The sequence below is a fragment of the Gluconacetobacter takamatsuzukensis genome, from assembly GCF_014174275.1.
Classification (GTDB): Bacteria; Pseudomonadota; Alphaproteobacteria; order Acetobacterales; family Acetobacteraceae; genus Gluconacetobacter; species Gluconacetobacter takamatsuzukensis.
Window position 1 is genome coordinate 196,786 of the sequence record NZ_JABEQK010000003.1, and the last position, 22,414, is coordinate 219,199.

Sequence of the window (22,414 nt, forward strand, 5' to 3'; positions counted from 1 at the left end):
GACATAGTGTGTCCCGGGCCCCCAAGGGGGAAACCGGACCTGTGCCGTCCTCGTTTCCGTGCTATCTTCGACAGGCCCGGCGATGTCGGCGCCCTGGCGCCCGCATGCCAAAACGGCACGTCTCCATCAGGGCGGCCGTTGTTAGGGTGACCGTTCGAACGCCACTGTGGAGTCCCAGGAGGACTTCAGGACATAGGGACCTTCGATGGCCGATACCGACGCCAAGAAAACACTGATCTCGCTCCTGCATGGGGTGGAGAAGTTCAACGACGAAGTCTTTCCGCAGAACCGCGAACTGTTCGCGGAACTGGCCGGTCAGCAATCGCCGGATACGCTGTTCATCGCCTGCGCCGACAGCCGCGTGAATCCCAGCATGATCACGCAGACCCAGCCGGGCGACCTGTTCGTGCTGCGCAATATCGGCAATATCGTCCCTGCCTATGGCGAAATGCTGGGCGGCGTGTCGTCTGCGATCGAATATGCGGTCCTGGCGCTGGGCGTGTCGCACATCATCGTCTGCGGCCATTCGGATTGCGGGGCGATGAAGGCCCTGCTCGACCCCGATCCGTCGAAACTGGCCCACATGCCCACCGTCGCATCCTGGCTGCGCAATGCCGAGGCAGCCCGCGCGGTCGCGGGCGCCTTGCAGGCCACCGACGCCGGCCCGCAATCCGTGCGCAGCCTGGCGGAACAGAACGTTCTGCTCCAGATCGCGCATCTGCGCACCCATCCGGCAGTGGCCGCCGCCCTGGCGCGCAACACGCTGATCCTGCAAGGCTGGTTCTACGACATCGCCAGCGGCGAGGTCGTGATCCTCGACGAGACCACGCGGTCCAGCATCCATGTCGACCAGGCCATCGCCCGCCTGACCCGCGAGGTGGACGAGAAGACTGAGCAGGTCTGATCCACGGTCGGCGGCCATCCGCCTCCTGGCCTGCGCCGGGTGGCTGGTGGCCGTGCTGGCCACCCCGGCCCCCCACGGGGCCACGGCACGCACCATCAAGGTCTCGACCTGGAACCTGGACTGGCTGACGGCGCGGGCCGCCGGCGACCCCGCCCTGCCGCCCGGCCTTCACCTTCGCAGCGAGGACGGTCTGCACCAGCTGGCAACCTATGCCACGCGGCTGGGCGCCGACATCGTGGGGTTTCAGGAAGTCGATTCCCCGGCCCTGGCCGCCCGCCTGTTCCCGCCCGCCCGCTACCAGATCGTCATGAGCGACGACCATGTGGTGCAGCGCGTCGGGCTCGCGGTGGCGACGGGGCTGACCGTCACCCGCCATCCGGACCTGTCGGAGCTCGACGTCTACGCGCCCGATGCCCCCCATCAGCTGCGCGTGGGGCTGGATGTCACGATCGATGACGGCACCGCCAGCCTGCGCATCCTGATCGTGCACCTCAAGGCCGGCTGCCGCAACGCGGCCCTGGCCGACCGGCGGCCGGCCTGCCGGACGCTGGCCCGGCAACTGACGGTACTGGACGACTGGATTGCCCAGCGGCAGGACGAAGGCGTAGCCTTCCTGGTCATGGGGGATTTCAACCGCAACCTGACCCCGGCCGACCCGTTCTTCCGGCAACTGGAAACCGACGGCCCGCTGACGCTGACAACGGCGGGGCGAGCCAGCCCGTGCTGGGGCGGCACCTATTTCATCGACCATATCCTGCTGGGCAACCAGGCCCGCACATGGCTCCGCCCCGACAGCCTGCGGGTCCTGACCTATGACACGCAGGACCCGGCCCTGGCGCCGGACCTGTCCGACCATTGCCCGGTCTCGGTCGGGCTGGAGATACCCTGAAAGGGTTTGCGCATGGACTATCGTCACCTCGGCCGCTCCGGTCTCCGCGTCTCGGCCGTCGGACTGGGATGCAACAATCTGGGCGGCCGCATCGGCCTGGAGGAATCCCGGGCCGTCGTCCATCAGGCGCTGGACAGCGGCATCACCCTGTTCGACATCGCGGACGTGTATGGACGGCGCGAGGCCCATTACGGCGCGTCGGAGGAAACGCTCGGCGCAATCCTCGGGCCACGCCGCAACGAGATCGTGCTGGCCACCAAGTTCGGCATGCCCATGGACGCCGAAGGCCGCCTCCAGGGCGCCTCGCGCCGCTATATCCGCCAGGCCGTCGAAGCCAGCCTGTCCCGCCTGCGCACGGACCGGATCGACCTGTACCAGGTCCATGTGCCCGACCCGGCCACCCCGATCGAGGAGACGCTGCGCACGCTGGACGACCTGACGCGAGAGGGGAAGATCCTCTACGCCGGCTGTTCCAATTTCCCGGCCTGGCAGGTCGCCGAGGCCTGCCATGTCGCCCGCGGCTCGGGCTATGCCGGCTTCATCTCGTGCCAGGACGAGCTGTCGCTGCTGGCGCGGGACGCATTGCGCGACCTGGTGCCCGCGATCCGTCATTACGGGCTGGGGCTGCTGCCCTATTTCCCGCTGGCCAGCGGCATCCTGACCGGGAAATACCATCGCGACACACCCCCGCCCCCCGGCAGCCGGCTGAGTGCATGGATCCATCTGGCCGACCGCTACCTGACCGACGCCAACTGGACCCTTCTCGACCGGCTGGACGGCGTGGCGCGCACCCATGGACGCAGCCTGACCGAACTGGCCTTCGGCTGGCTGCTGTCGCACGACTGCGTGGGGTCGGTCATTGCCGGCGCCACCCGCCCGGCCCAGATCGAAGCCAATGTCGCCGCCGCCGCGCGCCCGCTCACCGTAGAGGAACGCGACGCGATCACGGCCGCACTCTCCGGTCAGGCGTGATCATCCACCTGCACACCGCCCCGGGGAAAACGGCATAAGTCCGGAGGCCGATCAGGCGGGCCAGACACCCGAGAAGAAAGCCGCCCGCCACCCGATCAGAATCATGCTCAGGACGAACAGAATCGCGCCCATGAGCTGAAACACGTCACGCAACGGCGCCTGGGGGGCATGATCCTCGGTTTCGGGCATGAATGGCTCCGTTCCTGCGTTGTTACTATTCTTAACCTTTGCCGCGACCGCAGGAAAAGGGCCTGCACGGCACGGGTCTTACTTTGTGACAGGAACGTGTTCGCCCAACGCGAAAACCGCCCCCGTTCAACGACCATCTGAAAAGCGCGAATGAACCGGGCAAGGCAGAGGCGGCCCTGGCAGGCGGTCTGCCGAGCGAGAGTGCCGCGAAGCGGCACGCCCATCGCGTGTTGCCGAGCATCGAAGTGGAGCGCAGGAAACACGCGTCGGATCGCCGGCAGACCGCCTGCCGGGGCCGCCTCTCAGCCGGGGTGGCGCAGGAGGCCGCCTTCCACCCGCAACGTCGCCCCGGTGGTGGCCGAGGCCTGGGGCGAGCAGACATAGGCGACCATGCTGGCGATCTCCTCGGGCTCCGCCAGACGGCGGATCAGCGAGGCCGGGCGGTGCTGCGGCACGAATTCGGCCATGATCTCCTCGATCGGCCGGCCGGTCTCCTGCGCCGCCTTGGCGAACATCTCCATCACGCCCTCGGTCCGGGTCGGCCCCGGCAATACCGAATTGACCGTCACGCCGGTTCCGGGGACGCCTTCGGCAATCCCCCGGGCGATCGCCACCTGCGCGGCCTTGGAAAACCCATAGGCAACCATGTCCGCCGGAATGTTCAGCGCCGATTCGCTGGATACGAACACCACACGCCCCCATCCCCGATCGACCATGCCCGGCAGATAATGGCGGGTCAGCCGCACGCCGCTGAGCACATTGACGTCGAAGAAACGCTGCCAGTCCTCGTCGGGCGTCTCCAGGAACGGCTTCTGCTCGAAAATGCCCAGATTGTTGACCAGGATATCCGCCTGCGGAACGAGGCGGATAAACCCGTCGATCCCCTCCTTCGTACCCAGGTCGCCCGGCACGCCGCGCAGCCGCGCCGTGGGCATGCGGGTGCGGATATAGGCCATGGCCTCGTCCACCCGGGCCTGGCTGCGACCGTTGACGATCACATCCGCCCCGGTTTCGGCCAGGGCCAGCGCCACGGCCAGCCCGATCCCGGCGGTCGAGCCGCTGACGATCGCCGTTTTTCCTGCAAGATCGATTTTCATTCCGCTTCCTCCTTCCGCGTGTCCGTCACCACCCGCGGGGTGTGTCGTCAGGCCGCCTTCTCCTGCTCCGCCAGGCGACCCAGCGCCTGGACCGTGTCCTTTGCCAGGCGAATGCGCTGTGCGTTGGTCATCTCCCGCACCAGCGCCAGCTTGTGGTCGGGGCGCAGCCGCACATTGCCCTCTTTCTGCTTCGCCATCCATGCTACCAGCCCGGCCGGGTTGGCGAAATGATTGCCCCGGAACTGGATCACCATCCCCTTGGGCCCGGCCTCCAGCCGCTCGACCCCCGCCTCGCGGCACAGGCGCTTGATCGCGACGACATCCAGCAGGTTACGCACCGGATCGGGCAGCGTGCCGAACCGGTCGACCAGTTCGGCCTCCATCGCCTCGATCTCGGCATCGTTCGCCAGCCCGGCGATGCGGCGATACAGCCCCAGCCGCACCGGCAGGTCCGGCACATAGGCTTCAGGAATCAGCACCGGCAGGCCCAGGATGATGTTCGGCGTCCAGTCCCGGTCCTCGGCCTTGCGCCGCCCCTTCTCGGCACGCAGTTCCGCCACCGCGTCCTCCAGCATCTGCTGGTAGAGCTCGATCCCGACCTCGCGGATATGGCCCGACTGCTCGTCGCCCAGCAGATTGCCCGCGCCGCGCAGGTCCAGATCGTGCGAGGCCAGGGTAAAGCCCGCGCCCAGCGTGTCCAGCGTCTGCATGACTTCCAGCCGCTTCTCGGCGGCGGCCGAGAGCACATGGGTCTGCGGCCAGGTCAGATAGGCATAGCCGCGCTGCTTGCCGCGCCCGACGCGTCCGCGCAGCTGGTAGAGCTGCCCAAGGCCGAACATGTCGGCCCGATGGATGATCAGCGTGTTCACCGCCGGCATGTCCAGCCCGCTTTCCACGATATTGGTGGAGAGCAGGATGTCGTATTTGCCATCGCTGAATTCGGTCATCACCCGTTCCAGCTCGGTCGGGGTCAGGCGTCCATGGGCCTGCACCAGTCGCGCATCGGGCACGATTTCCTGCAAACGCGCCCCCATGCGGTCCAGATCCTCGATCCGCGGCACCACGCAGAAGATCTGCCCGCCCCGGAACCGCTCGCGCTGGATCGCCTCGCGGATCACCACGCTGTCGAAGGGCATGATGAAGGTGCGCACCGCCAGCCGGTCGGTCGGCGGGGTGGCGATCAGGCTCATCTCCCGCACGCCGGTCAGCGCCAGTTGCAGGGTGCGCGGCAGCGGGGTGGCCGACAGGGTCAGGACATGCACGTCCTCGCGCAACGCCTTCAGCTTCTCCTTGTGGGCGACGCCGAAATGCTGCTCCTCGTCGATGATCAGCAGCCCCAGATCGGCGAACTGCACCCCCTTGGCCAGCAGGGCGTGGGTGCCGATGATGATGTTGATCGTGCCGTCGGCTAGTCCCTTGCGTACCGCAGCCGCGTCCTTGGCCGTCACCATGCGCGACAATTGCGCCACCGTGACCGGCAGCCCCGCAAACCGGGCCGAGAAGGTGCGGAAATGCTGCCGCGCCAGCAGCGTGGTCGGCACCACCACCGCGACCTGCGCGCCCGACATCGCGGCCACGAACGCCGCGCGCAGCGCGACCTCGGTCTTGCCGAACCCGACATCGCCGCAGACCAGGCGATCCATCGGCCGGCCGGAGCCCATATCCTCCAGCACGTCGACGATGGCGCGGGATTGGTCCTCGGTCTCGGCGAAGGGGAAGCGGCTGCAGAATTCGTCCCACAGCCCTTCCGCCGGGGTCAGGCTGGGCGCCTCGCGCAGGGCGCGCATCGCGGCGGTGCGGATCAGCTCGCCCGCCATGTCGCGGATGCGCTGCTTCATCCGCGACTTGCGGTTCTGCCACGACGCTCCGCCCAGCTTGTCCAGCGCCACCCCGGCCTGGTCGGACCCGAAGCGGCTGAGCAGCTCGATATTCTCGACCGGCAGGAACAGCTTCTCGCTGCCGTCATAGACCAGGCGCAGGCAGTCATGCGGCGCGCTGCCGACGGCAACCGTCTCCAGCCCGTCATACCGGCCGATGCCGTAATCCTGATGCACCACCAGGTCGCCCTCGGCGATCTCCGATGCCTCGGCAATGAACTGGTCGGCCCGCTTGCGGCGGCGCGGCGGGCGTGAAATCCGCTCGCCCAGCAGATCCTGCTCGGACACGAATGCCAGATTGTCGGCGATGAAACCGCGCTCCAGCCCCAGCGTCAGCAGCCCCACGGTACCGGCCGGCAGCTCATGCGCCTGCGCCCAGGTCTCGAAGGTTTCGACCCGCATGCCATGTTCGCGCAGCAAGGAGGCGATCCGCTCGCGCGAGCCACGGGTCCAGGCCGACAGATAGACCCGGCGCCCCGTCTCGGCCCATTGCCGGACCTGCGCGTCGAGCATGGCAAAGACGTTCTCGCGCGATCCGTCCACCACCGAGCGCGCGAACAGGATGCCCGGCCGCCCGAGCGCATCGATGCCCTCGGCCCCATCGGGGCGCGAGAACGGGTTGAACACCACCACCGGATGGCCGGACAGCATGCCGTCCCATCCCTTGCGGTCCAGATACATCAGGTGCGGCGGCAGCGGACGGTACGGAACCTCGCCCTCACGCACCGGCTGGCGCCGCGCCTCGAAATGGTCGGCGATCATTTCCAGCCGCGCCGACAGGACCTCGTCCGCCTGATGGGCCATGACGATGGCGACGGAAGGCAGGTAATCGACCAGCGTTTCCAGATGTTCGTAGAACAGCGGCAGCCAGTGCTCCAGCCCCGCATGACGCCGCCCGTCGGAGACATGCTGGTAGAGCGGATCGGCAGCGGCGGCCGGCCCGAACAGATCGCGCCACCCCGTGCGAAACCGCGAGATACTGGCCTGATCGAGGCTGAAATCGGCCACCGGACGCATCACGAACCGGTCCAGCCGCTCGGATGACCGCTGGGTGGCGGGGTCGAAGCGACGGATATTCTCGACCTCGTCGCCGAACAGGTCCAGCCGCACCGGCTCGGCCTCGCCGGAGGGGAAGATGTCGAAGATACCGCCCCGGGTCGCGAATTCGCCCGGTTCCATCACCGTATCGGTGCGGTTGTAGCCGTTGGTCACCAGCAGCTCGATCAGGAATTCCTGATCCAGATTGTCGCCGGTGGCCACCGTCAGCGACTGGCCGCGAAAGGCGGCGCGGGGCGTCACCCGCTGGACCAGCCCGCCGACCGTGGTCAGCACGATGCGCGGGCCCTTCGCGGGCTCCAGCAATCGCGTCAGGGTGGCGACCCGTTCGGCGACGATCGCCGGGTTGGGCGACACCCGATCATAGGGAAGGCAGTCCCACGCCGGAAAGCGCAGGATCTCGGCATTCGGCGCGATGAAGGCGAGCAGGTCGCCGATCCGCGCCATGCCCGCATCGTCGCGCGCGACATGCAGCACCGGCCCATCATGCTCGCGCGCACGCCGGGCGACCAGGAAGGCGTCATACCCGTCCGGCACGCCCCAGACATTCACCCAGCCGGCATGCCCGGCGGCCGGCGCGGCGGCGTGGTCCCTTCCCTCTGCTGTCATCGTTCTCCCCGGATCGCGGCCTGCCGGGCGGGATCGTTGGCGTCGGCGATGATGGCGCGCATCATCGGGCAGTCGACCTCGGCCGGCACGGGCTTGCGGCCGCTCAGCCAGTCAGCCAGATCGGCATCGGGCAGGTCCATCACCGCTTCCAGCGCGTCCATCTCCGCATCCGACATCGCCGCCAGACGGGGCGCCACAAAGCCGCCGATCAGAATGTCCGTTTCATGCGTGCCGCGATGCGTCGCGCGGAAATAGATCCGGCGACGGCGCGGATCGAGGGTCGAAAAGTCCGGTATGTCGAGGGACATGGTACCTGCCCAGATATGGTTTCGTTTTGTTCCTTCGCGTTGCTGTCCTATAGCCCTCCGTCAGGGTCCTGTCAGCCCGGCAGTCGCACCGGCCCCGAGAAACGGCCCCCGACGAAAACGAACCGGGGCATTGAGGATCGATCGAGCCCAGCGTGTCCGATACCACCATCCAGGACGATTCATCGGGCCTCCTCGGCCCCCTTCTGGCCCCGCTTGCCTCGCTGCCCGGGGTCGGCGCCGCCACCGCCAAGCTGCTGGCGCGCGCGGCCGGTGGCATACGCGTGGCCGACCTGCTGTTCCATCTTCCCGAATCCGTCGTCGACCGCCGCTATCGTCCCCCGATGCGCGACGCCATACCGGGCCGGATCTGCACCCTGTCGGGCACCGTGCAGCGGGTGGACGCCCCCGCGCGGGGCTCGCGCCAGCCATGGCGGGTGCGCCTGTCGGACGGCAGCGGGGCGATCGACCTGGCCTTCTTCTCGCCCTACCAGGCGCGGCAGATGGTCGTCGGCAGCGCGGTCGCGGTCTCGGGCATGCTGGACGAATTCGGCGACCGGCTCTCGATCGCCAACCCCGATCATATCGTGCAGGGCGGCGATATCGGGCGCATCCCGATGCTGGACCCGGTCTGGCCGCTGACGGCGGGCCTTTTTCCCCGCCATGTCCGCAACGCGCTGCGGCAGGCTTTCCTGCGCTTCCCCACCCTGCCCGAATGGCTGGACCCGACCCTGGTCGCACGACGGCACTGGCCGGATTTCGAAACCGCGCTGCGCCAGCTGCATTGCCCCGATGAATTCCCCGACCTGCTGAAGGGCGATGCCTACGCCGCCGCGTCCGAACGGGCACGCCTGCGCCTGGCGTGCGACGAATTGCTGGCCGAACAGGTGGCGATGGCCGAGGCCAGGCGGCGCAACCGCAACCGCCCCGGCCGCGCGGTCGTGGCCACCGGGACCCTGCGCGCCACCGCGCTGGAGCGTTTCGGCCATACCCCCACCGGCGCCCAGACCCGCGCCCTGCGCGAGATCGATGCCGATCTTGCCTCCCCCAGCCCGATGCTGCGGCTGGTGCAGGGCGATGTCGGCGCGGGCAAGACCCTGGTGGCCCTGCAGGCGATGCTGGGCGCGGTAGAGGCCGGGCACCAGGCTGTGCTGATGGCACCGACCGAGATCCTGGCCCGCCAGCACCTGGCCACCTTCACCAGGCTGGCCCCCGTCCCGGTCGCCTTCCTCAGCGGCAGCGTCAAGGGTCGGGCGCGCCGCGACGTGCTGGAGGACATCGCCTCCGGCCGCGCGCCGCTGGTGGTGGGCACGCACGCGCTGTTCCAGGACAAGGTGGCCTTCGCCGACCTGGCCTTGGCGGTCATCGACGAACAGCACCGGTTCGGCGTCGAACAGCGCCTCCTGCTGGGCGAGAAAGGCCATTTGACCGATATCCTGGTCATGACCGCCACCCCGATTCCCCGCACCCTGCTCCTGACCCAGTGGGGCGAGATGCAGGTCAGCCGCCTGGACGAAAAGCCGGCGGGGCGACTGCCGATCCGCACCTCGATGCACGCCATGGCGTCCCTGGCCGACCTGCTGGATGGAATCGGCCGCGCCATCGCGGGCGGCGCGCGCGTATTCTGGGTCTGCCCCCTGGTCAGCGAGAGCGAGGCGCTGGACATCGCGGCGGCCGAAGCGCGCTTCGCGGTGCTGGCCGAGCGATTCGGGCCCGTGGTGGGGCTGGCGCACGGCCAGCAGGACATCGCGGTGCGCGAGGCCGCGATCGCCGATTTCGCCGCCGGCAAGACACGCATCCTGGTCGCGACGACGGTGATCGAGGTCGGGGTCGACATCCCTGCCGCCACGGTGATGGTGATCGAACATGCCGAGCGGTTCGGCCTGGCGCAATTGCATCAGTTGCGCGGCCGCGTCGGCCGCGGCGGCGCCGAATCGTTCTGCCTGCTGCTGCACGACGACGCGCTGGGCAAGACGGCGCGGCGCCGGCTGGCCCTGCTGCGCGATACCGAAGACGGCTTCCTGATCGCCGACGAGGATTTCCGCCTGCGCGGCGGCGGCGACCTGACGGGGCGCCGCCAGTCCGGCCTGCCGGACCTGCGGCTGGCAACCGGCGCACGGCTGGACCTGCTGGTGACCATCGCCGCCCAGGACGCGCAACGGATCGTCGAAGGCGGTGCGGAGGCCAGGCGCGGCGCAATCGCCCTGGCCGTGGCACTGTTCGACCGGCACGACGCCGCCCGAACCTTACGATCGGGCTAGGTCGTTCCTCTCATTGCCATAAAGAGGCCGGCCGCTCAGAATTTCGCGGACAGGGCCAGCGACCCGTAATTGAACAGCCCGCTGCGCGCGCCGCGGAACTGCTGGGTCTGCCACACCTGGCTGTAGGACAGGCGCATGCCGTGCCACATGATCGCGACGCCGGCATGGATCTCGCCCACATCCCACTTCACCGGCACATGCGGCGAATTGCTGCGGATGGTGTTGCCCTGCAAGGTGGCATCGTACCCGACCGCATAGCCGGTCACGTTGCCGAAGACATACCACGCCACCGGCCGGCTGAGCCGATAGGCGTCGGTCCCGTCCGTGCCCGCCCCGATGGTGGGCGTGCCGAAATCGCTGTTCAGCCCCTGGCCGATGCGGAACGTATCGGCCACCGAGCCATAGATCCGGTAATCGCCGATCGCAGCCGAGGTCGCCGGCAGCATGTCCATCGAAACACCGTAGACATCGGCCAGCGGAAACCGCCAGGTCCGGCCGGCCTGCACCTGGAAGATCGGCTGGTTCTGCAACTGGTGCTTCCAGCCCAGGTTCTTCGTATCCCCGATCGCGCCGTGGAAGCCGTTCTGCAATTGCTGGCCCAGCCCCGCCGGGCCCATCACGCCGACCTGGATCCCGAATACCGAGCGCGAGAGATCGGTATCGTTGATCAGGTTGACCGTTCCCAGCAGCAGGCTCGAATAGGGCCGGTCGCGCGACGACGGCACGCTGATCTGCGTATCGGTCGGCGTATAGATAAGCTGCTGCAGGCCCAGGCTGATGCGGGTGACGCCGGCGCCCATGATGGCATGGTTGATCGTCTCGATCGGGGCGGGCTGGTTGTCGGTGCCCGATGTCCAGTTCACGCGCAGGCCGCTGGTATAATACTGGTCGGACGTGCCCTTCAGGGTGGAGACCGCGTCGTTTTCCCCCTGGATCGTCCAGGTTCCGTACGGGTCCTGCAACGGCGTGGCATGGGCCGGGGCGCAAACGGCTGCCGCCAGGCATCCCATTCCGGCCAGCGTACCGGCCCGCGCCATCCAAAGGGCTGTTTTTTCCGTCTTTGTCTGGCCCATCAGCTTCCCTTTCCCCTGCGCGGCGCCGTATCCGACCGCGCCCATCGCTTGTCTAAAACGTCCCGGCGTTTCGAGAAAGCCCATGGGCGATTTTCATGATCGGCTGGCACCACCCCGGCCCACCGTCATAACGAATGTGCGGGCCGCCCTCACGGGGCTGCGAACATTAATCGTTGGTCATATTAAAGATGACAACATGTATGGAACCACGGGCGGAAGATATGCTTATCTGTATTGGACGCCGACGCATTCGTGCTAGGGTCCGCGCGGGGAAAGGATGCTGTCCGCCACGGCCGCTCAGGCGGTTCGGAGAACGGTTGTGTAATGCCTTGATCCAGCAAAATTTCTTCATCCGGTGGCTCCTGGGACAGGACCCGCCAACTAGACCTCGGGATTACGACCGTTGAGAAGTAACAGGACCGACCGCAGCCCCCGTTCCCCGCGCCGCGGCGGATTTGACGACGATTTCATGTCGCCGCCGACGTTTGGTGATCGTGGCAGCAGCGGTGCACCCCGTCGCCCGATGGGCGGTGGCGGTGGCGCCCCCTCCCAGGTGATCGCCTCGGGACCGGAGATCAGTGCCTCCGTGAAGTGGTTCAACAGCGAGAAGGGCTTCGGCTTCGTCGAACTGGCCGACGGTTCGGGCGACGTCTTCCTTCACGCCAACGCGCTGGCGCAGAGCGGGCACAGCTCCGTCTCCCCCGGCACGACGCTGGTGGTCCGCATCGGCCAGGGCCCGAAGGGTCGTCAGGTCGCTTCGGTGGTTTCGGTTGACGAGAGCACGGCCCAGCCGGAACGTCCGCGCGGCTTCGGCGCCGGCCCCGGCGCCCCGCGTGCCCCCGGCGGCTTCGGCGGTCGTCCGGCCCGTCCGGCCCCCGACCTGTCGCACGCGCAGGACATGCGCGGCATCGTGAAGTGGTACAACGCCACGAAGGGCTTCGGCTTCATCACCCCGGAAACCGGCGGCAAGGACATCTTCGTCCACGCTTCGGCTCTGGAGCGTTCGGGCCTGACCGGCCTGACGGAAGGCCAGACGGCGAACGTGCAGGTCGTCCAGGGCCAGAAGGGCCCCGAGGCCGCGTCGATCAGCGTCGACTGATCCGGCTGCTTCAGCCCGATCGATAAGCAGGGTCGCCCTCGGGCGGCCCTGTTTTCGTTTGGCCTCTGTTTCTGTCCGAAAGGCATTGCTCCCGCGCCTTCGCAGGCGTGCGGCACACACCAAAGCAGATCACGGCCGGACGCACGCACCCCGCCGCCCCGAAGAAACCGTCAAGACAACCAGATAGCGCCGGGCAATGCGGCCGAACGGCCTATTCCTTGCCCTTGTTGCGCATCAGCCGCGCCTTGTCGCGCTGCCAGTCGCGTTCCGCGATCGCATGGCGCTTGTCGGCTTTCTTGCGCCCTTCGCCGATCCCCAGCGTGACCTTGGCCAGGCCACGGGCATTGAAATGGATATCCAGCGGCACCAGCGTCACGCCTTCACGCGCCACGGCCCCCAGCAGCTTGTTCACCTGCTTGCCGTGCAGCAGCAGCTTGCGCGGCGCGCGGGGTTCGAAGCGCGACAGCACACCGCCCTGATATTCGGGGATATAGCTGTTGAACAGCCAGATCTCGCCATTCCGGTCGCCGGCATAGGCCTCGTTGATCGTGGCCCGCCCCATGCGCAGGCTCTTGACCTCCGGCCCCTTCAGCACCAGCCCGGCCTCGACCGTCTCCAGGATCGTGTAATCGAACCGTCCCTTGCGATTCTGCGCCGCGATCCCGTGCGAAATCATGCCGCTCTTGTTTTTCTCGGCCATGATCGTCAGTTCAGCAGGCCGACGGCGGCCAGCGCCTCACGCACCTTGGTGCGGGATTCGTCCGTCAGGGGCGCCAGCGGCAGGCGGCAGGTCTCGCCCGCCAGCCCTAGCAGGCTGGCGGCATATTTCACGGGCCCCGGATTGCTTTCGCAGAACAATGCGTCGTGCAGCGGCGACAGCCGGTCCTGCAAGGCCATCGCGTCGGCCACACGCCCGTCCTGCCATGCCCGATGCAGCTCGGCGCACAGGCGCGGCGCGACATTCGAGGTCACGCTGATGCACCCGTCCCCACCAGCGGCCAGGAACGACACCACGGTCCCGTCCTCGCCCGAAAGCTGGTTGAACGGCTTGTGGCCGATCGCCCGCCGCACCTGGATCGGCCGCAGCAGGTTGGCGGTGGCATCCTTCACACCGATGATCCGGGCATGGCGCGCCAGCCGCGCCATGGTCTCGACCGAGACCTCGACCACCGACCGGCCGGGAATGTTGTAGACGACCAGCGGCAGGTCGGTCGCATCGGCAACCGCCATGAAATGGCGGTACAGCCCTTCCTGCGTCGGCTTGTTGTAATAGGGCGCGACGACCAGCACGGCATCGGCACCCGCCGCCTTGGCGTGGCGGGCCATGGCAACGGCCTCGGCGGTGCTGTTCGACCCGGCACCGGCAATGACGGGCACCCGGCCGGCCACGAGCTGGACCGTATATTCGACCACCCGCGCATGTTCGTCATGCGTCAGGGTCGGGCTTTCGCCCGTGGTGCCCATCGGCACGACGCCCGACGACCCTTCCGTGACCTGCCAGTCGAGGAACCGGCCCAGGGCCGGAAAATCCAGCGATCCGTCATCGTTCATCGGCGTAATCAGGGCCGTGATCGAACCCTTGAACATAGTCGTTTCCACTCGAATCTCGCAGGCTGTGACATGGGCCGCCCCCTCGGGCCGACCCGGCAGGATCGTGATCCTGCCTGTTCTGTTAATCCATCGTGTTAATGCCGGGCACGGTGGCTACGCAACCTTCATCGGCCCGGCGCCGCCTGCCCACGAAACGGCGAGCCCGGATAAACCCCCAGAATCGCGGATGTTTCGGAGAAGAAGGCCAGTTCCGCCAGCGCCTGCCCCAACGGCTCGTCCTCGGGGTGCCCCTCGACATCCAGCAGAAACTGCGTGGCGGCGAACGACCCGTCCAGCATGTAGCTCTCCAGCCGCGTCATGTTCACGCCGTTGGTCGCAAAGCCGCCCAGCACCTTGTACAGCGCGCCGGCCGTATTGCGCACACGGAACAGCACGGTCGTCACCGTGCCCGCCTGCCCCGGCGGCGGCCGGACCGCATCGCGCGACGTGATATAGAACCGGGTCGTATTATGCGCCGCGTCCTCGACATTATGGCGCAGCACCACCAGCCCGTTCAACTCCGCCGCCAGTGCCGACGCCACGGCCACGTCTTCGGGATTGTTCCACCGGGCCACCAGCTCGGCCGCGCCCGCCGTGTCGAATTCCACCACCGGGGTCAGGCCCAGCGCCTCGATGATGCCACGGATCTGCCCCATGGCGACCGGATGGGTATGGACCCGTCGGGCCTGGGCGATCGTGCTGCCGGGAACGCCCAGCAGGCAATGCTCGACCCGCTGGAAATGCTCGCCGACAATGTTCAGCCCCGCCTGCGGCAGCAGGGCATGGATATCGGGCACCCGGCCGGCCAGGCTGTTCTCGCAGGCCAGCATGCCCAGGTCGGCGCGCCCATCATGGACCGCCGCGATCGCATCGGCAAAGGTTTCGCACGGCAGCGTCGTCCAGCCCGGAAAGGCCTGCCGGCATGCCAGGTCGGAATACGCCCCCGGCCGCCCCTGAAAGGCGATGATTCCCATGTCAGGAATCGACGGCCCGCCGCTCATGCCACGTCCGCCAGCATGCGGCGCGCGCGCTCCAGGTCCGCCGGCGTGTCCACGCCGAACGGCGCCACCCCGATCCGGGCGCATCCGATCGTCATTCCGGCCTCCAGGGCCCTGAGCTGTTCCAGTTTCTCACGCCTCTCCAACGCCGCTTCCGGCAGGGCCACGAACCGCGCCAGCGCCGCCCGGCGATAGGCATAGATCCCGACATGATGCCACAACGCCCCTTCTCCCCACGGGACCGCCGCCCGTGAAAAATACAGCGCCCGCGCCACCGCGCGCGGGGCGGCATCGGATGCGGCATCGGGAAAGGCGCACGCAACCTTCACCACCGATTCCGACCGCGCCTCGCCGGGTTCCGTGACCGGGGCGACCAGCGTCCCGATATCCACCGCCCGGTCGGCCAGCGGCAGCAGGGCGGCGGCCAGGGTCTCCGGCGCCAGCCCCGGCAGGTCGCCCTGCAGATTCACCACCACGTCATGCCGGCCATCGGGGTCGACGGTCGCAAGCGCGTGCCACACCCGGTCGGAGCCCGAAGGCAGCGCGGGATCGGTCAAAACGGCGGTGCCCCCCGCCTCGGCCACCACCTGCGCCAGCTCGGCTTCGGCCACCGCGACCACCACCGGCCCGATATTGGCGGCGCGCGCACGCTCCAGCACATGCAGGATCATGGGCCGGTCGCCGATCATGGCCAGCGGCTTGCCCGGCAGGCGCGTCGAGGCCATGCGGGCGGGTATGATGACAATTGGATTCATGCGGACACGCAGGGGGCCTTGACACACGAAAGCGGCGGAAACGTCCGGCCGGGGAAACGCCGCTGCGGACATGCGCTCCGGCCCATCGGCACGATCCCACGCTGCTTCACACAAGGCGGGCGGCAGTCTAGGTAAGGACCGGCCCGCATGCAACCGAAACACGGATGGAGCATCGTATCCCGGATGGACAGCCACGACGCCAATCGCATCGGCGCCGCGATCCTGCTGACCGCGCTGGCGGCGGCGGCCAGCGTCTGGGTCGGGTACCTGGCCGTGCCGCCCGCCATCCCCCTCCGTCCGGCCTTCGCCCTGCCCGAGCCCCCGGGCGCCGCCGCCGGCCTGTCGATTGCCGAGGCCCTCGCCCATGCCGACCCCAGGGCCGGGCAGGCCCTTGCGGCGCGCTCCTGCACGACATGCCACAGTTTCACCAAAGGCGCCCCGCCCACGGTCGGCCCCGACCTGTTCGGCGTCGCCGGCACTCCGATCGCCGACGTGCCGGGCTATATCTTCTCCCCGGCATTGTCGGGACATCACGCCGAACTCTGGACCGACGAGGCCCTGTCGACATGGCTGGAAAGCCCGGCCCGCTTCGCGCCCGGCACCCGCATGGCCTTCCCCGGCCTGCCCGACATCCGCGACCGCGCGGCCGTCATCGCCTACCTGCACACCCTGTCCGATGGAGGACACCAACCATGACCGACACGCCCCTGGCCGACAGCCCCCTCCCCGACGCCGAGCGCCTGCTGGAAGCCGCGACGGCCGCCGCCGATGCCGCCGGATGCGTGATCCGTCCGTTCTTCCGGTCCGGGGTCGCGGTCGACGACAAGAGCGACCAGAGCCCCGTAACCGTCGCCGACCGCACCGCCGAACGCACCATCCGGGCGATCCTGGCCGAGCGCCTGCCCGACCATGCGGTACTGGGCGAGGAATTCGGGCTGGAACGCGCGGGCTCCCGCTGGTGCTGGGTGATCGACCCGATCGACGGCACGCGGGCCTTCGTGACGGGCCGCCCCACCTTCGGCACCCTGATCGCACTGCTCGAGGACGGGGTACCGGTGCTGGGCATCATCGACCAGCCGATCACCGGCGAACGCTGGATCGGCATGCGCGGCCGGCCGACGCGCTACGAATCCCGCCTGCCCGGCACCATCGGCACCCGGCGCTGCGCCGCGCTGGAAATGGCGGAACTGTCCTGCACCTCGCCCGAGATGATCGAGGGCGCACCGACCCCGCATTGGGACACGCTGCGCCGCGCCGCCCGGCGCGTCACCTGGGGCGGCGATTGCTACGCCTACGGCCTGCTGGCGCTCGGACAGGTCGACGTGGTCGCGGAATGCATGATGAAGGTCTGGGATTGGGCCGCCCTGGTGCCCATCATAGAGGGTGCCGGCGGCCGGGTGACGGACTGGCACGGCCGCAGGCTGCATGCCGAAGGCGACGGCACGGTGCTGGCCGTGGGCGACCCGGCGATGCTGGCCGACGCCGTTTCCCTGCTCAATACGGGCCTGCCGGCGCTCTGACCCTGCTGGCCCGTCCGGGGCGCACATGGCACCGATGCCATCCTTCCCCTATCCATTTATCCGCCGATCGGATAGGAGCACCATCTTCACCGAATAAACGCGAGTATTCGAGATGAGCAGCGAAGCCACCTCCCACCTGTCCCTCCCGAAGGACAAGATCCGCATCCTGCTTCTCGAAGGCATTCACGACAGCGCCGTGTCGCTGCTGAAAGCCAACGGCTACGAGAACGTCACGCGCCTGAAGACCGCCCTGGAAGGGGCGGCCCTGCGCGAGGCGCTGGAAGGCGTGCATATCGTGGGTATCCGCTCCCGCACCCAGCTGACCGACGAGGTCCTCGCCGCCGCCGACCGGCTGATTGCGGTGGGCTGCTTCTGCATCGGCACCAACCAGGTCAACCTGGCGGCGGCGCGCAGCCACGGCATTCCGGTCTTCAACGCCCCGTTCAGCAACACCCGCTCGGTCGCCGAACTGGTGATGGGCGAGATCGTGATGCTGATGCGGCAGATCTTCCCCCGCTCGGTGCAGTGCCATGCCGGCGGCTGGAACAAATCGGCGGCCAATAGCTGGGAAGTCCGGGGCAAGACGCTGGGCATCGTCGGCTACGGCTCGATCGGCTCGCAGCTCTCGGTCCTGGCCGAGGCGTTCGGCATGCGGGTGATCTATCACGACGTGATCGACAAGCTGGTCCACGGCAACGCCACCCCGGTCGACACGCTGGGCGACCTGCTGGCGCAGAGCGACGTGGTCAGCCTCCATGTGCCGCAACTGCCCAGCACCGCGAACCTGATCGGCGCCGAGCAGATCCGCGCGATGAAGCCCGGCTCGTTCCTGATCAACAATGCCCGCGGCAATGTCGTGGACCTGGCGGCCTTGGCCGACGCCCTGCGCGACGGCCACCTGCTGGGGGCGGCGATCGACGTGTTCCCGACCGAACCCAAGGGCGCGGGCGATTCCTTCTCCTCGCCGCTCCAGGGGCTGAACAACGTCATCCTCAGCCCGCATATCGGCGGCTCCACCGCCGAGGCGCAGGAACGGATCGGCGTCGAGGTCGCACGCAAGCTGATCGAATATTCCGACGTGGGCTCGACCCTCGGCGCGGTCAATTTCCCGACCGTGCAACTGCCCGAAAGCCCGCGCGGCACCCGCTTCATGCACGTGCACAGCAACGTTCCCGGCATCATGCTGCAGATCAACGAGATCTTCATGGCCGAGAACAGCAACATCACGGCCCAGTACCTCCAGACGGACGGCGAGCTGGGCTATGTGGTGGTCGAGGCGGAAACCGGGCGCGATATCGACAAGGACAACCGCATCCTGCGTCGCCTGCGCGACCTGAAGGGCACGATCCGGGCCCGCCTGCTCTACCAGCAGCCCTGACCGAACCGGGTGGCGGGGCGACGATGTCACCCCCACCCTGCCCCTTGACCCGTCAGGGAGACAGAGGCAAAAGCAGACGTCCCGACCCCGGTCCCCAAGGACCGCAATGTCGCGGAATAGCCTAGACGATGGCGCAACACCCCATCGCCGCCGGGTTAGCACAGCGGTAGTGCAGCGGTTTTGTAAACCGAAGGTCGGGGGTTCAAATCCCTCACCCGGCACCATACGATTTCAGGAAAAGCGCTTATTTCCGCCGGCAGATGCGGCCCCGGCCGGGTCATCCCCGAACGCGGCGGCTGCCCTGTTCAGGATTTCGACGCCGTCGGCTCGTTCACCGTAAAGACGGCTTCGTTGGCGATGGAGATGACATCCGTCGGCCGGTCCCTGGTCTCCTGCTGGGTCTGGGCGATGCCGGCGGTGAAGGCGCGCACCTGCGCCAGTTCCTCGCGCACGTCATTGAGGATTTCGAGCAGGGCCGTATGGTCCTCGGCCGCGCGCTGGTCGGTACCGCGTGCAATGACCGCGTTGCCGACCATCAGCGCGGGCAGCGCGACAAGCTGGATGCAGTTGCTGATATAAAGCAGCGGCCCCTGCCATGACGCATTGACCAGCGGCAGCAGCGAGAAGACCGTAAACATATAGACGCACCAGATGCTGCCGAACATCACGGTCATCTTGACGGCCAGGCGGTCGTTGAACGTGTCGATCCACCGCGGGGCCCCGGACGGCTGGTCGGCCCGGTGGCGATCCCGGTAGAACCAATTGAGCGGCCTCCAGACATGGGACGGCTTCACGGTCATCATCCATCTTCCTTCATGCGACCGGCAGGCACGCCGATCGTTCCCGGCCGTCACCGCGCAGTCGGCGCCAGTGCCGGACGGCAGCGCGGGATTCCATCCGGATCGGCCGGTCCCGTCAATCCATGCCAGGTCAATGGCACCTACCGTATCCGGATGAGGTCGAAGACGGCCGCAGGTCCCGAACACCCACCACGCTTTTCCACCGCATCTGGGGGTGTTTGTTAACTTTTATATGACAATTTCAAATCCCGGTCTTCGAAGAGAAAGGATAATGGCAACGCCACGTTCCAGCCTCGACGAAAGCAATCATCTTTTCAAAGAAAAATAGAATTTTATACGAAACAAAATAGAAAATTGTTTGAAAAACAAGACTGTATTCTTCTAAAAAACAGGAGAAACGAAATGTCAACCACATACACCCAGACCACTACCAGCGGATTGACCTATACGATCGTCGATAACGGCCCTGTCGCCCTGGGAGCGGGAGGCGAGAGCTGGACCGTCAGTATCAAGAACAGCCAGGGGCAGTCCGTTCTCGCTCCAATGAACCTGAACACGGGTGTTCTGGGCACCGGACTTTTGGGCACCGGTGGCGTTGTCGTCGGGACGTCCTCTTACAACGAACTCCTCTCGGGCCTGAGCGGAGGCACGTTTGTCACCCTTCCTGGATCGACGGGCGCCATCAACCTGACCGTCGCCCTTGCGTCGGGCAATACTTTCTACATTGGCGGAACGACGACCATCAGCGTCGCCGTCAATGCACTCAGCGCACAGACGATCAATGTCTACGGGGGAACCGCGACCTTTTCCGGCAGCCTCATCGCAGGTGCGCTGAGCGGCTCGGCGATCAATATCGGCTATGGCGGCACGTTCAACACCGGCACAGGCCTTTTGAATATTCTCAACGGGTCGACGATCAATTTTTCAACGGGCGGCGGCACCCTGATCGCCAACGGCTCGGGGCCGCTGCTGGATCTGAGCCTGACGACGGTCAACAACTACGACCCCTCGAAAGACGTCATCGAATTTCAGGGCCAGGTTACGCAGATCACCAATTATCATATCGAAAACACAAACGGTACCGTAACGGTTACATTGTATAACGGATCGACCGAAGCCGGGATCTACACCGCCCAACTGGCCAGCGGGGTCACCCTGAATACCGGGGACTATACGGTCGGCTCGGGCAGCAATCCTCTTTCCATCACCTATAATGGCGCGAATACCTATGTCGGCATCTGCTACCTCGCCGGCTCCATGATCCGGATGCCGGGCGGCGACTGCGCGGTGGAAGAGGTACGCATCGGTGACGAGGTCTCGGCCTTCGACTGGCGGACCGACACCACGACCACGCGCAAGGTGATCTGGGCCGGCAGCAAAACGACGACCGTCAATCCCGACCTTCCCGATGACGAGGCAGGATATCCGGTCCGCATCCTCAAGGACGCGATCGCCGATGGCGTGCCCTACAAGGACATGCTGATCACGGCCGAACATTGCCTGTTCTTCGAAGGAAGGTTCGTTCCGGCCCGGATGCTCGTCAACGGGCGATCGATCTTCTACGACAGATCCTTCGCCACCTACGATTATTACCATATCGAGACCGAAGAACACGCCGTGATCATGGCCGACGGCGTCCTCACCGAAAGCTATCTCGACACGGGCAATCGCGGCACCTTCCGTCAGACCGGGCGCGTCCTCAGCATCGGCGGTCGCCGGAAGAGCTGGGCCGAAGACGCGGCCGCGCCACTGGGGGTCGACCGCGCGTTCGCCGAGCCCCTGTTCCGCCGGATCGAAACCCGCGCGACCCTCTCCGGTCACGAAAGCCGCGCTCCTTCCCCGGCCCTGACCGACGATGCGGACCTGCATCTCGTCACCGACAGGGGGCAGGTCATCCGCAAGGCCCGCGCGGCCAACGGCCATGTCAGCTTCATGATCCCGACCGGTGTCACGTCGGTACGCCTGGTCTCCCGCGCCAGCCGCCCCAGCGACACGATCGGCCCCTTCGTCGACGACCGCCGCCATATCGGCGTCTCGGTCGGCGAAATCACGCTGTTCGAAGGCAATCACGCCCTGAACGTCACGGCCCACCTGACCGACCAGACCCTGCCAGGCTGGAACGCGCGGGAGCAGGAAGACCGACGCTGGACCGACGGCAATGCGCTGCTGCCGCTCGGCCCCCGCTATCCCAATGGGGTTGCCCTGCTCTCCATCCAGATCAGGGCCGCCGGTCCTTACCTCGCCGCTGCCGGGTCGGTCGATACGGCAGAGGCCCGAATGGCCTGATACTCCCGGCCGCAGCCGGTTCCAGCCGCGCCCTGCTCCCATCCCGGGGGCAGGGCAGCCTCCAGGCATCCCCCATGGCGCGCCGCATTCTTCTCCAGCCCGGACAGATCTGGACCCCGCAGGACCCGTCTCTCCCGGCCCGACGGGTACGCGATCTCCCCAGGGGCCGGCTCTCCTACACCGAGATATCGCCGTCCTGCCCGGCCGGCAGCACCCCGACCGGGCAGGCCGGCCATCTGGTGACCCCGCGCCTCTTTCGCGAATGGATCCGCGCGTACGGCGCCACGCTGGCCGGCAATGACGGCGAGAAGGCCTCGCCCTCGGCCGAACTCGCCAAGAAGATCGTCACCCTGCGTTCGGCCTGCGGCATGAGCCAGTCCGGACTGGCCACGGCGCTGGGCCTGAGCCGCTCCGCCGTCGCCGCCCTCGAAACCGGCCGCAGCAGCGCGCGCATCCATATCCCAAGACTGGCCGAGCTGTTCCATGTGCCAGTGGAACTCTTCCTCAGTGGCATGACCGAGCAGACCTTCCCCATGGATCTCTCGATGGACGAACACGACCTGATCGACCTTTATCGCCGCCTGCCGGTCGCGCTGAAGATCAGCGTCCAGAAATATGTCGAACGCCAGACCAGGCAGGCCGAAGAGGCCGACTGACCGCCCGTCGGCAGGGCGCACGTCCTCGCTCCGGTCGCGAAAGCCCCCGAAACGCGAAAAACGCATCCCCGATACGCCGCCAGGCGCATTGACCGGCAGC

20 protein-coding genes and 1 tRNA gene are annotated in these 22,414 nt (G+C 67.3%); 11 read left to right on the forward strand and 10 right to left on the reverse strand.

Annotation, left to right across the window (positions count from 1 at the left end):
- The first annotated feature begins 205 nt into the window (after window positions 1–205).
- From HLH27_RS05375 to HLH27_RS05385, 3 genes are read left to right on the forward strand one after another with little or no spacing between them, the layout of a single operon-like run.
- Window positions 206–904 carry a carbonic anhydrase gene (locus tag HLH27_RS05375; RefSeq protein WP_182948467.1) on the forward strand — a complete coding sequence of 233 codons (699 nt, stop codon included), beginning with the start codon at window positions 206–208 and terminating at the stop codon, window positions 902–904.
- A gap of 46 nt (window positions 905–950) precedes the next feature.
- Window positions 951–1,793: an endonuclease/exonuclease/phosphatase family protein gene (locus HLH27_RS05380; protein ID WP_408870797.1), complete on the forward strand. Its 843-nt coding sequence runs from the start codon at window positions 951–953 to the stop codon at window positions 1,791–1,793.
- Window positions 1,794–1,805: 12 nt separating this feature from the next.
- Complete coding sequence (locus HLH27_RS05385) at window positions 1,806–2,765, forward strand: aldo/keto reductase (RefSeq protein ID WP_182948468.1); 960 nt, start codon at window positions 1,806–1,808, stop codon at window positions 2,763–2,765.
- Between the two features lie 51 nt (window positions 2,766–2,816).
- Here HLH27_RS05385 and HLH27_RS05390 read toward each other — a convergent pair whose 3' ends face one another.
- The 4 genes from HLH27_RS05390 to HLH27_RS05405 all read right to left on the reverse strand — a co-directional run bounded on the left by HLH27_RS05390 (window position 2,817) and on the right by HLH27_RS05405 (window position 7,901).
- Window positions 2,817–2,954 carry a hypothetical protein gene (locus HLH27_RS05390; RefSeq protein WP_182948469.1) on the reverse strand — a complete coding sequence of 46 codons (138 nt, stop codon included), beginning with the start codon at window positions 2,952–2,954 and terminating at the stop codon, window positions 2,817–2,819.
- A gap of 302 nt (window positions 2,955–3,256) precedes the next feature.
- Window positions 3,257–4,051 (reverse strand): SDR family NAD(P)-dependent oxidoreductase, encoded by a 795-nt coding sequence (locus HLH27_RS05395; protein ID WP_182948470.1) that lies wholly within the window; start codon window positions 4,049–4,051, stop codon window positions 3,257–3,259.
- 47 nt (window positions 4,052–4,098) lie between these two features.
- Window positions 4,099–7,593, reverse strand: coding sequence for a transcription-repair coupling factor (gene mfd / locus HLH27_RS05400; RefSeq protein ID WP_220790294.1), 3,495 nt, complete (start codon window positions 7,591–7,593; stop codon window positions 4,099–4,101).
- Window positions 7,590–7,901 carry an FAD assembly factor SdhE gene (locus tag HLH27_RS05405; RefSeq protein ID WP_182948471.1) on the reverse strand — a complete coding sequence of 104 codons (312 nt, stop codon included), beginning with the start codon at window positions 7,899–7,901 and terminating at the stop codon, window positions 7,590–7,592. The genes mfd and HLH27_RS05405 overlap by 4 nt, the downstream gene beginning before the upstream one ends.
- 140 nt (window positions 7,902–8,041) lie before the next feature.
- Between HLH27_RS05405 and recG the strand changes: the two genes are divergently transcribed.
- Window positions 8,042–10,159, forward strand: coding sequence for an ATP-dependent DNA helicase RecG (gene recG / locus HLH27_RS05410; RefSeq protein ID WP_182948783.1), 2,118 nt, complete (start codon window positions 8,042–8,044; stop codon window positions 10,157–10,159).
- A 35-nt stretch (window positions 10,160–10,194) separates the two neighbouring features.
- On the opposite strand, the gene HLH27_RS05415 is transcribed toward recG, so the two are convergent.
- Window positions 10,195–11,196 (reverse strand): lipid A deacylase LpxR family protein, encoded by a 1,002-nt coding sequence (locus tag HLH27_RS05415; RefSeq protein WP_408870804.1) that lies wholly within the window; start codon window positions 11,194–11,196, stop codon window positions 10,195–10,197.
- 439 nt (window positions 11,197–11,635) lie between these two features.
- Here HLH27_RS05415 and HLH27_RS17200 point away from each other — a divergent pair, with 439 nt between their 5' ends.
- Window positions 11,636–12,331 (forward strand): cold-shock protein, encoded by a 696-nt coding sequence (locus HLH27_RS17200; RefSeq protein ID WP_182948473.1) that lies wholly within the window; start codon window positions 11,636–11,638, stop codon window positions 12,329–12,331.
- A gap of 211 nt (window positions 12,332–12,542) precedes the next feature.
- On the opposite strand, the gene smpB is transcribed toward HLH27_RS17200, so the two are convergent.
- The 4 genes from smpB to HLH27_RS05440 all read right to left on the reverse strand — a co-directional run bounded on the left by smpB (window position 12,543) and on the right by HLH27_RS05440 (window position 15,674).
- On the reverse strand, window positions 12,543–13,031 hold the full coding sequence (smpB, locus tag HLH27_RS05425) for an SsrA-binding protein SmpB (protein WP_182948475.1): 489 nt from the start codon (window positions 13,029–13,031) through the stop codon (window positions 12,543–12,545).
- 5 nt (window positions 13,032–13,036) lie between these two features.
- Window positions 13,037–13,918 (reverse strand): 4-hydroxy-tetrahydrodipicolinate synthase, encoded by an 882-nt coding sequence (gene dapA / locus HLH27_RS05430; protein ID WP_220790295.1) that lies wholly within the window; start codon window positions 13,916–13,918, stop codon window positions 13,037–13,039.
- 128 nt (window positions 13,919–14,046) lie between these two features.
- A complete protein-coding gene (locus tag HLH27_RS05435) occupies window positions 14,047–14,895 on the reverse strand; it encodes a prephenate dehydratase (protein WP_182948478.1) in 849 nt (282 codons plus the stop codon).
- A 23-nt stretch (window positions 14,896–14,918) separates the two neighbouring features.
- Complete coding sequence (locus tag HLH27_RS05440) at window positions 14,919–15,674, reverse strand: 3-deoxy-manno-octulosonate cytidylyltransferase (RefSeq protein ID WP_182948480.1); 756 nt, start codon at window positions 15,672–15,674, stop codon at window positions 14,919–14,921.
- A 147-nt stretch (window positions 15,675–15,821) separates the two neighbouring features.
- Between HLH27_RS05440 and HLH27_RS05445 the strand changes: the two genes are divergently transcribed.
- The 4 genes from HLH27_RS05445 to HLH27_RS05460 all read left to right on the forward strand — a co-directional run bounded on the left by HLH27_RS05445 (window position 15,822) and on the right by HLH27_RS05460 (window position 18,796).
- The gene (locus tag HLH27_RS05445; protein WP_275943890.1) at window positions 15,822–16,370 is read left to right on the forward strand and encodes a c-type cytochrome; all 549 of its coding nucleotides are present in this window, start codon (window positions 15,822–15,824) and stop codon (window positions 16,368–16,370) included.
- The gene (locus HLH27_RS05450; RefSeq protein WP_182948482.1) at window positions 16,367–17,194 is read left to right on the forward strand and encodes an inositol monophosphatase family protein; all 828 of its coding nucleotides are present in this window, start codon (window positions 16,367–16,369) and stop codon (window positions 17,192–17,194) included. The genes HLH27_RS05445 and HLH27_RS05450 overlap by 4 nt, the downstream gene beginning before the upstream one ends.
- 112 nt (window positions 17,195–17,306) lie before the next feature.
- Window positions 17,307–18,572 carry a phosphoglycerate dehydrogenase gene (serA, locus tag HLH27_RS05455; protein WP_182948484.1) on the forward strand — a complete coding sequence of 422 codons (1,266 nt, stop codon included), beginning with the start codon at window positions 17,307–17,309 and terminating at the stop codon, window positions 18,570–18,572.
- Window positions 18,573–18,721: 149 nt separating this feature from the next.
- A tRNA-Thr gene (locus tag HLH27_RS05460) sits at window positions 18,722–18,796 on the forward strand.
- 81 nt (window positions 18,797–18,877) lie between these two features.
- Here the strand turns inward: HLH27_RS05460 and HLH27_RS05465 are convergent.
- The gene (locus tag HLH27_RS05465; protein WP_246375549.1) at window positions 18,878–19,246 is read right to left on the reverse strand and encodes a hypothetical protein; all 369 of its coding nucleotides are present in this window, start codon (window positions 19,244–19,246) and stop codon (window positions 18,878–18,880) included.
- A gap of 528 nt (window positions 19,247–19,774) precedes the next feature.
- Here HLH27_RS05465 and HLH27_RS05470 point away from each other — a divergent pair.
- Both HLH27_RS05470 and HLH27_RS05475 read left to right on the forward strand, forming a co-directional pair.
- A complete protein-coding gene (locus tag HLH27_RS05470; RefSeq protein WP_182948486.1) occupies window positions 19,775–21,658 on the forward strand; it encodes a Hint domain-containing protein in 1,884 nt (627 codons plus the stop codon).
- Window positions 21,659–21,732: 74 nt separating this feature from the next.
- Window positions 21,733–22,314: a helix-turn-helix domain-containing protein gene (locus HLH27_RS05475; protein WP_182948488.1), complete on the forward strand. Its 582-nt coding sequence runs from the start codon at window positions 21,733–21,735 to the stop codon at window positions 22,312–22,314.
- The last annotated feature ends 100 nt before the right edge of the window (window positions 22,315–22,414 follow it).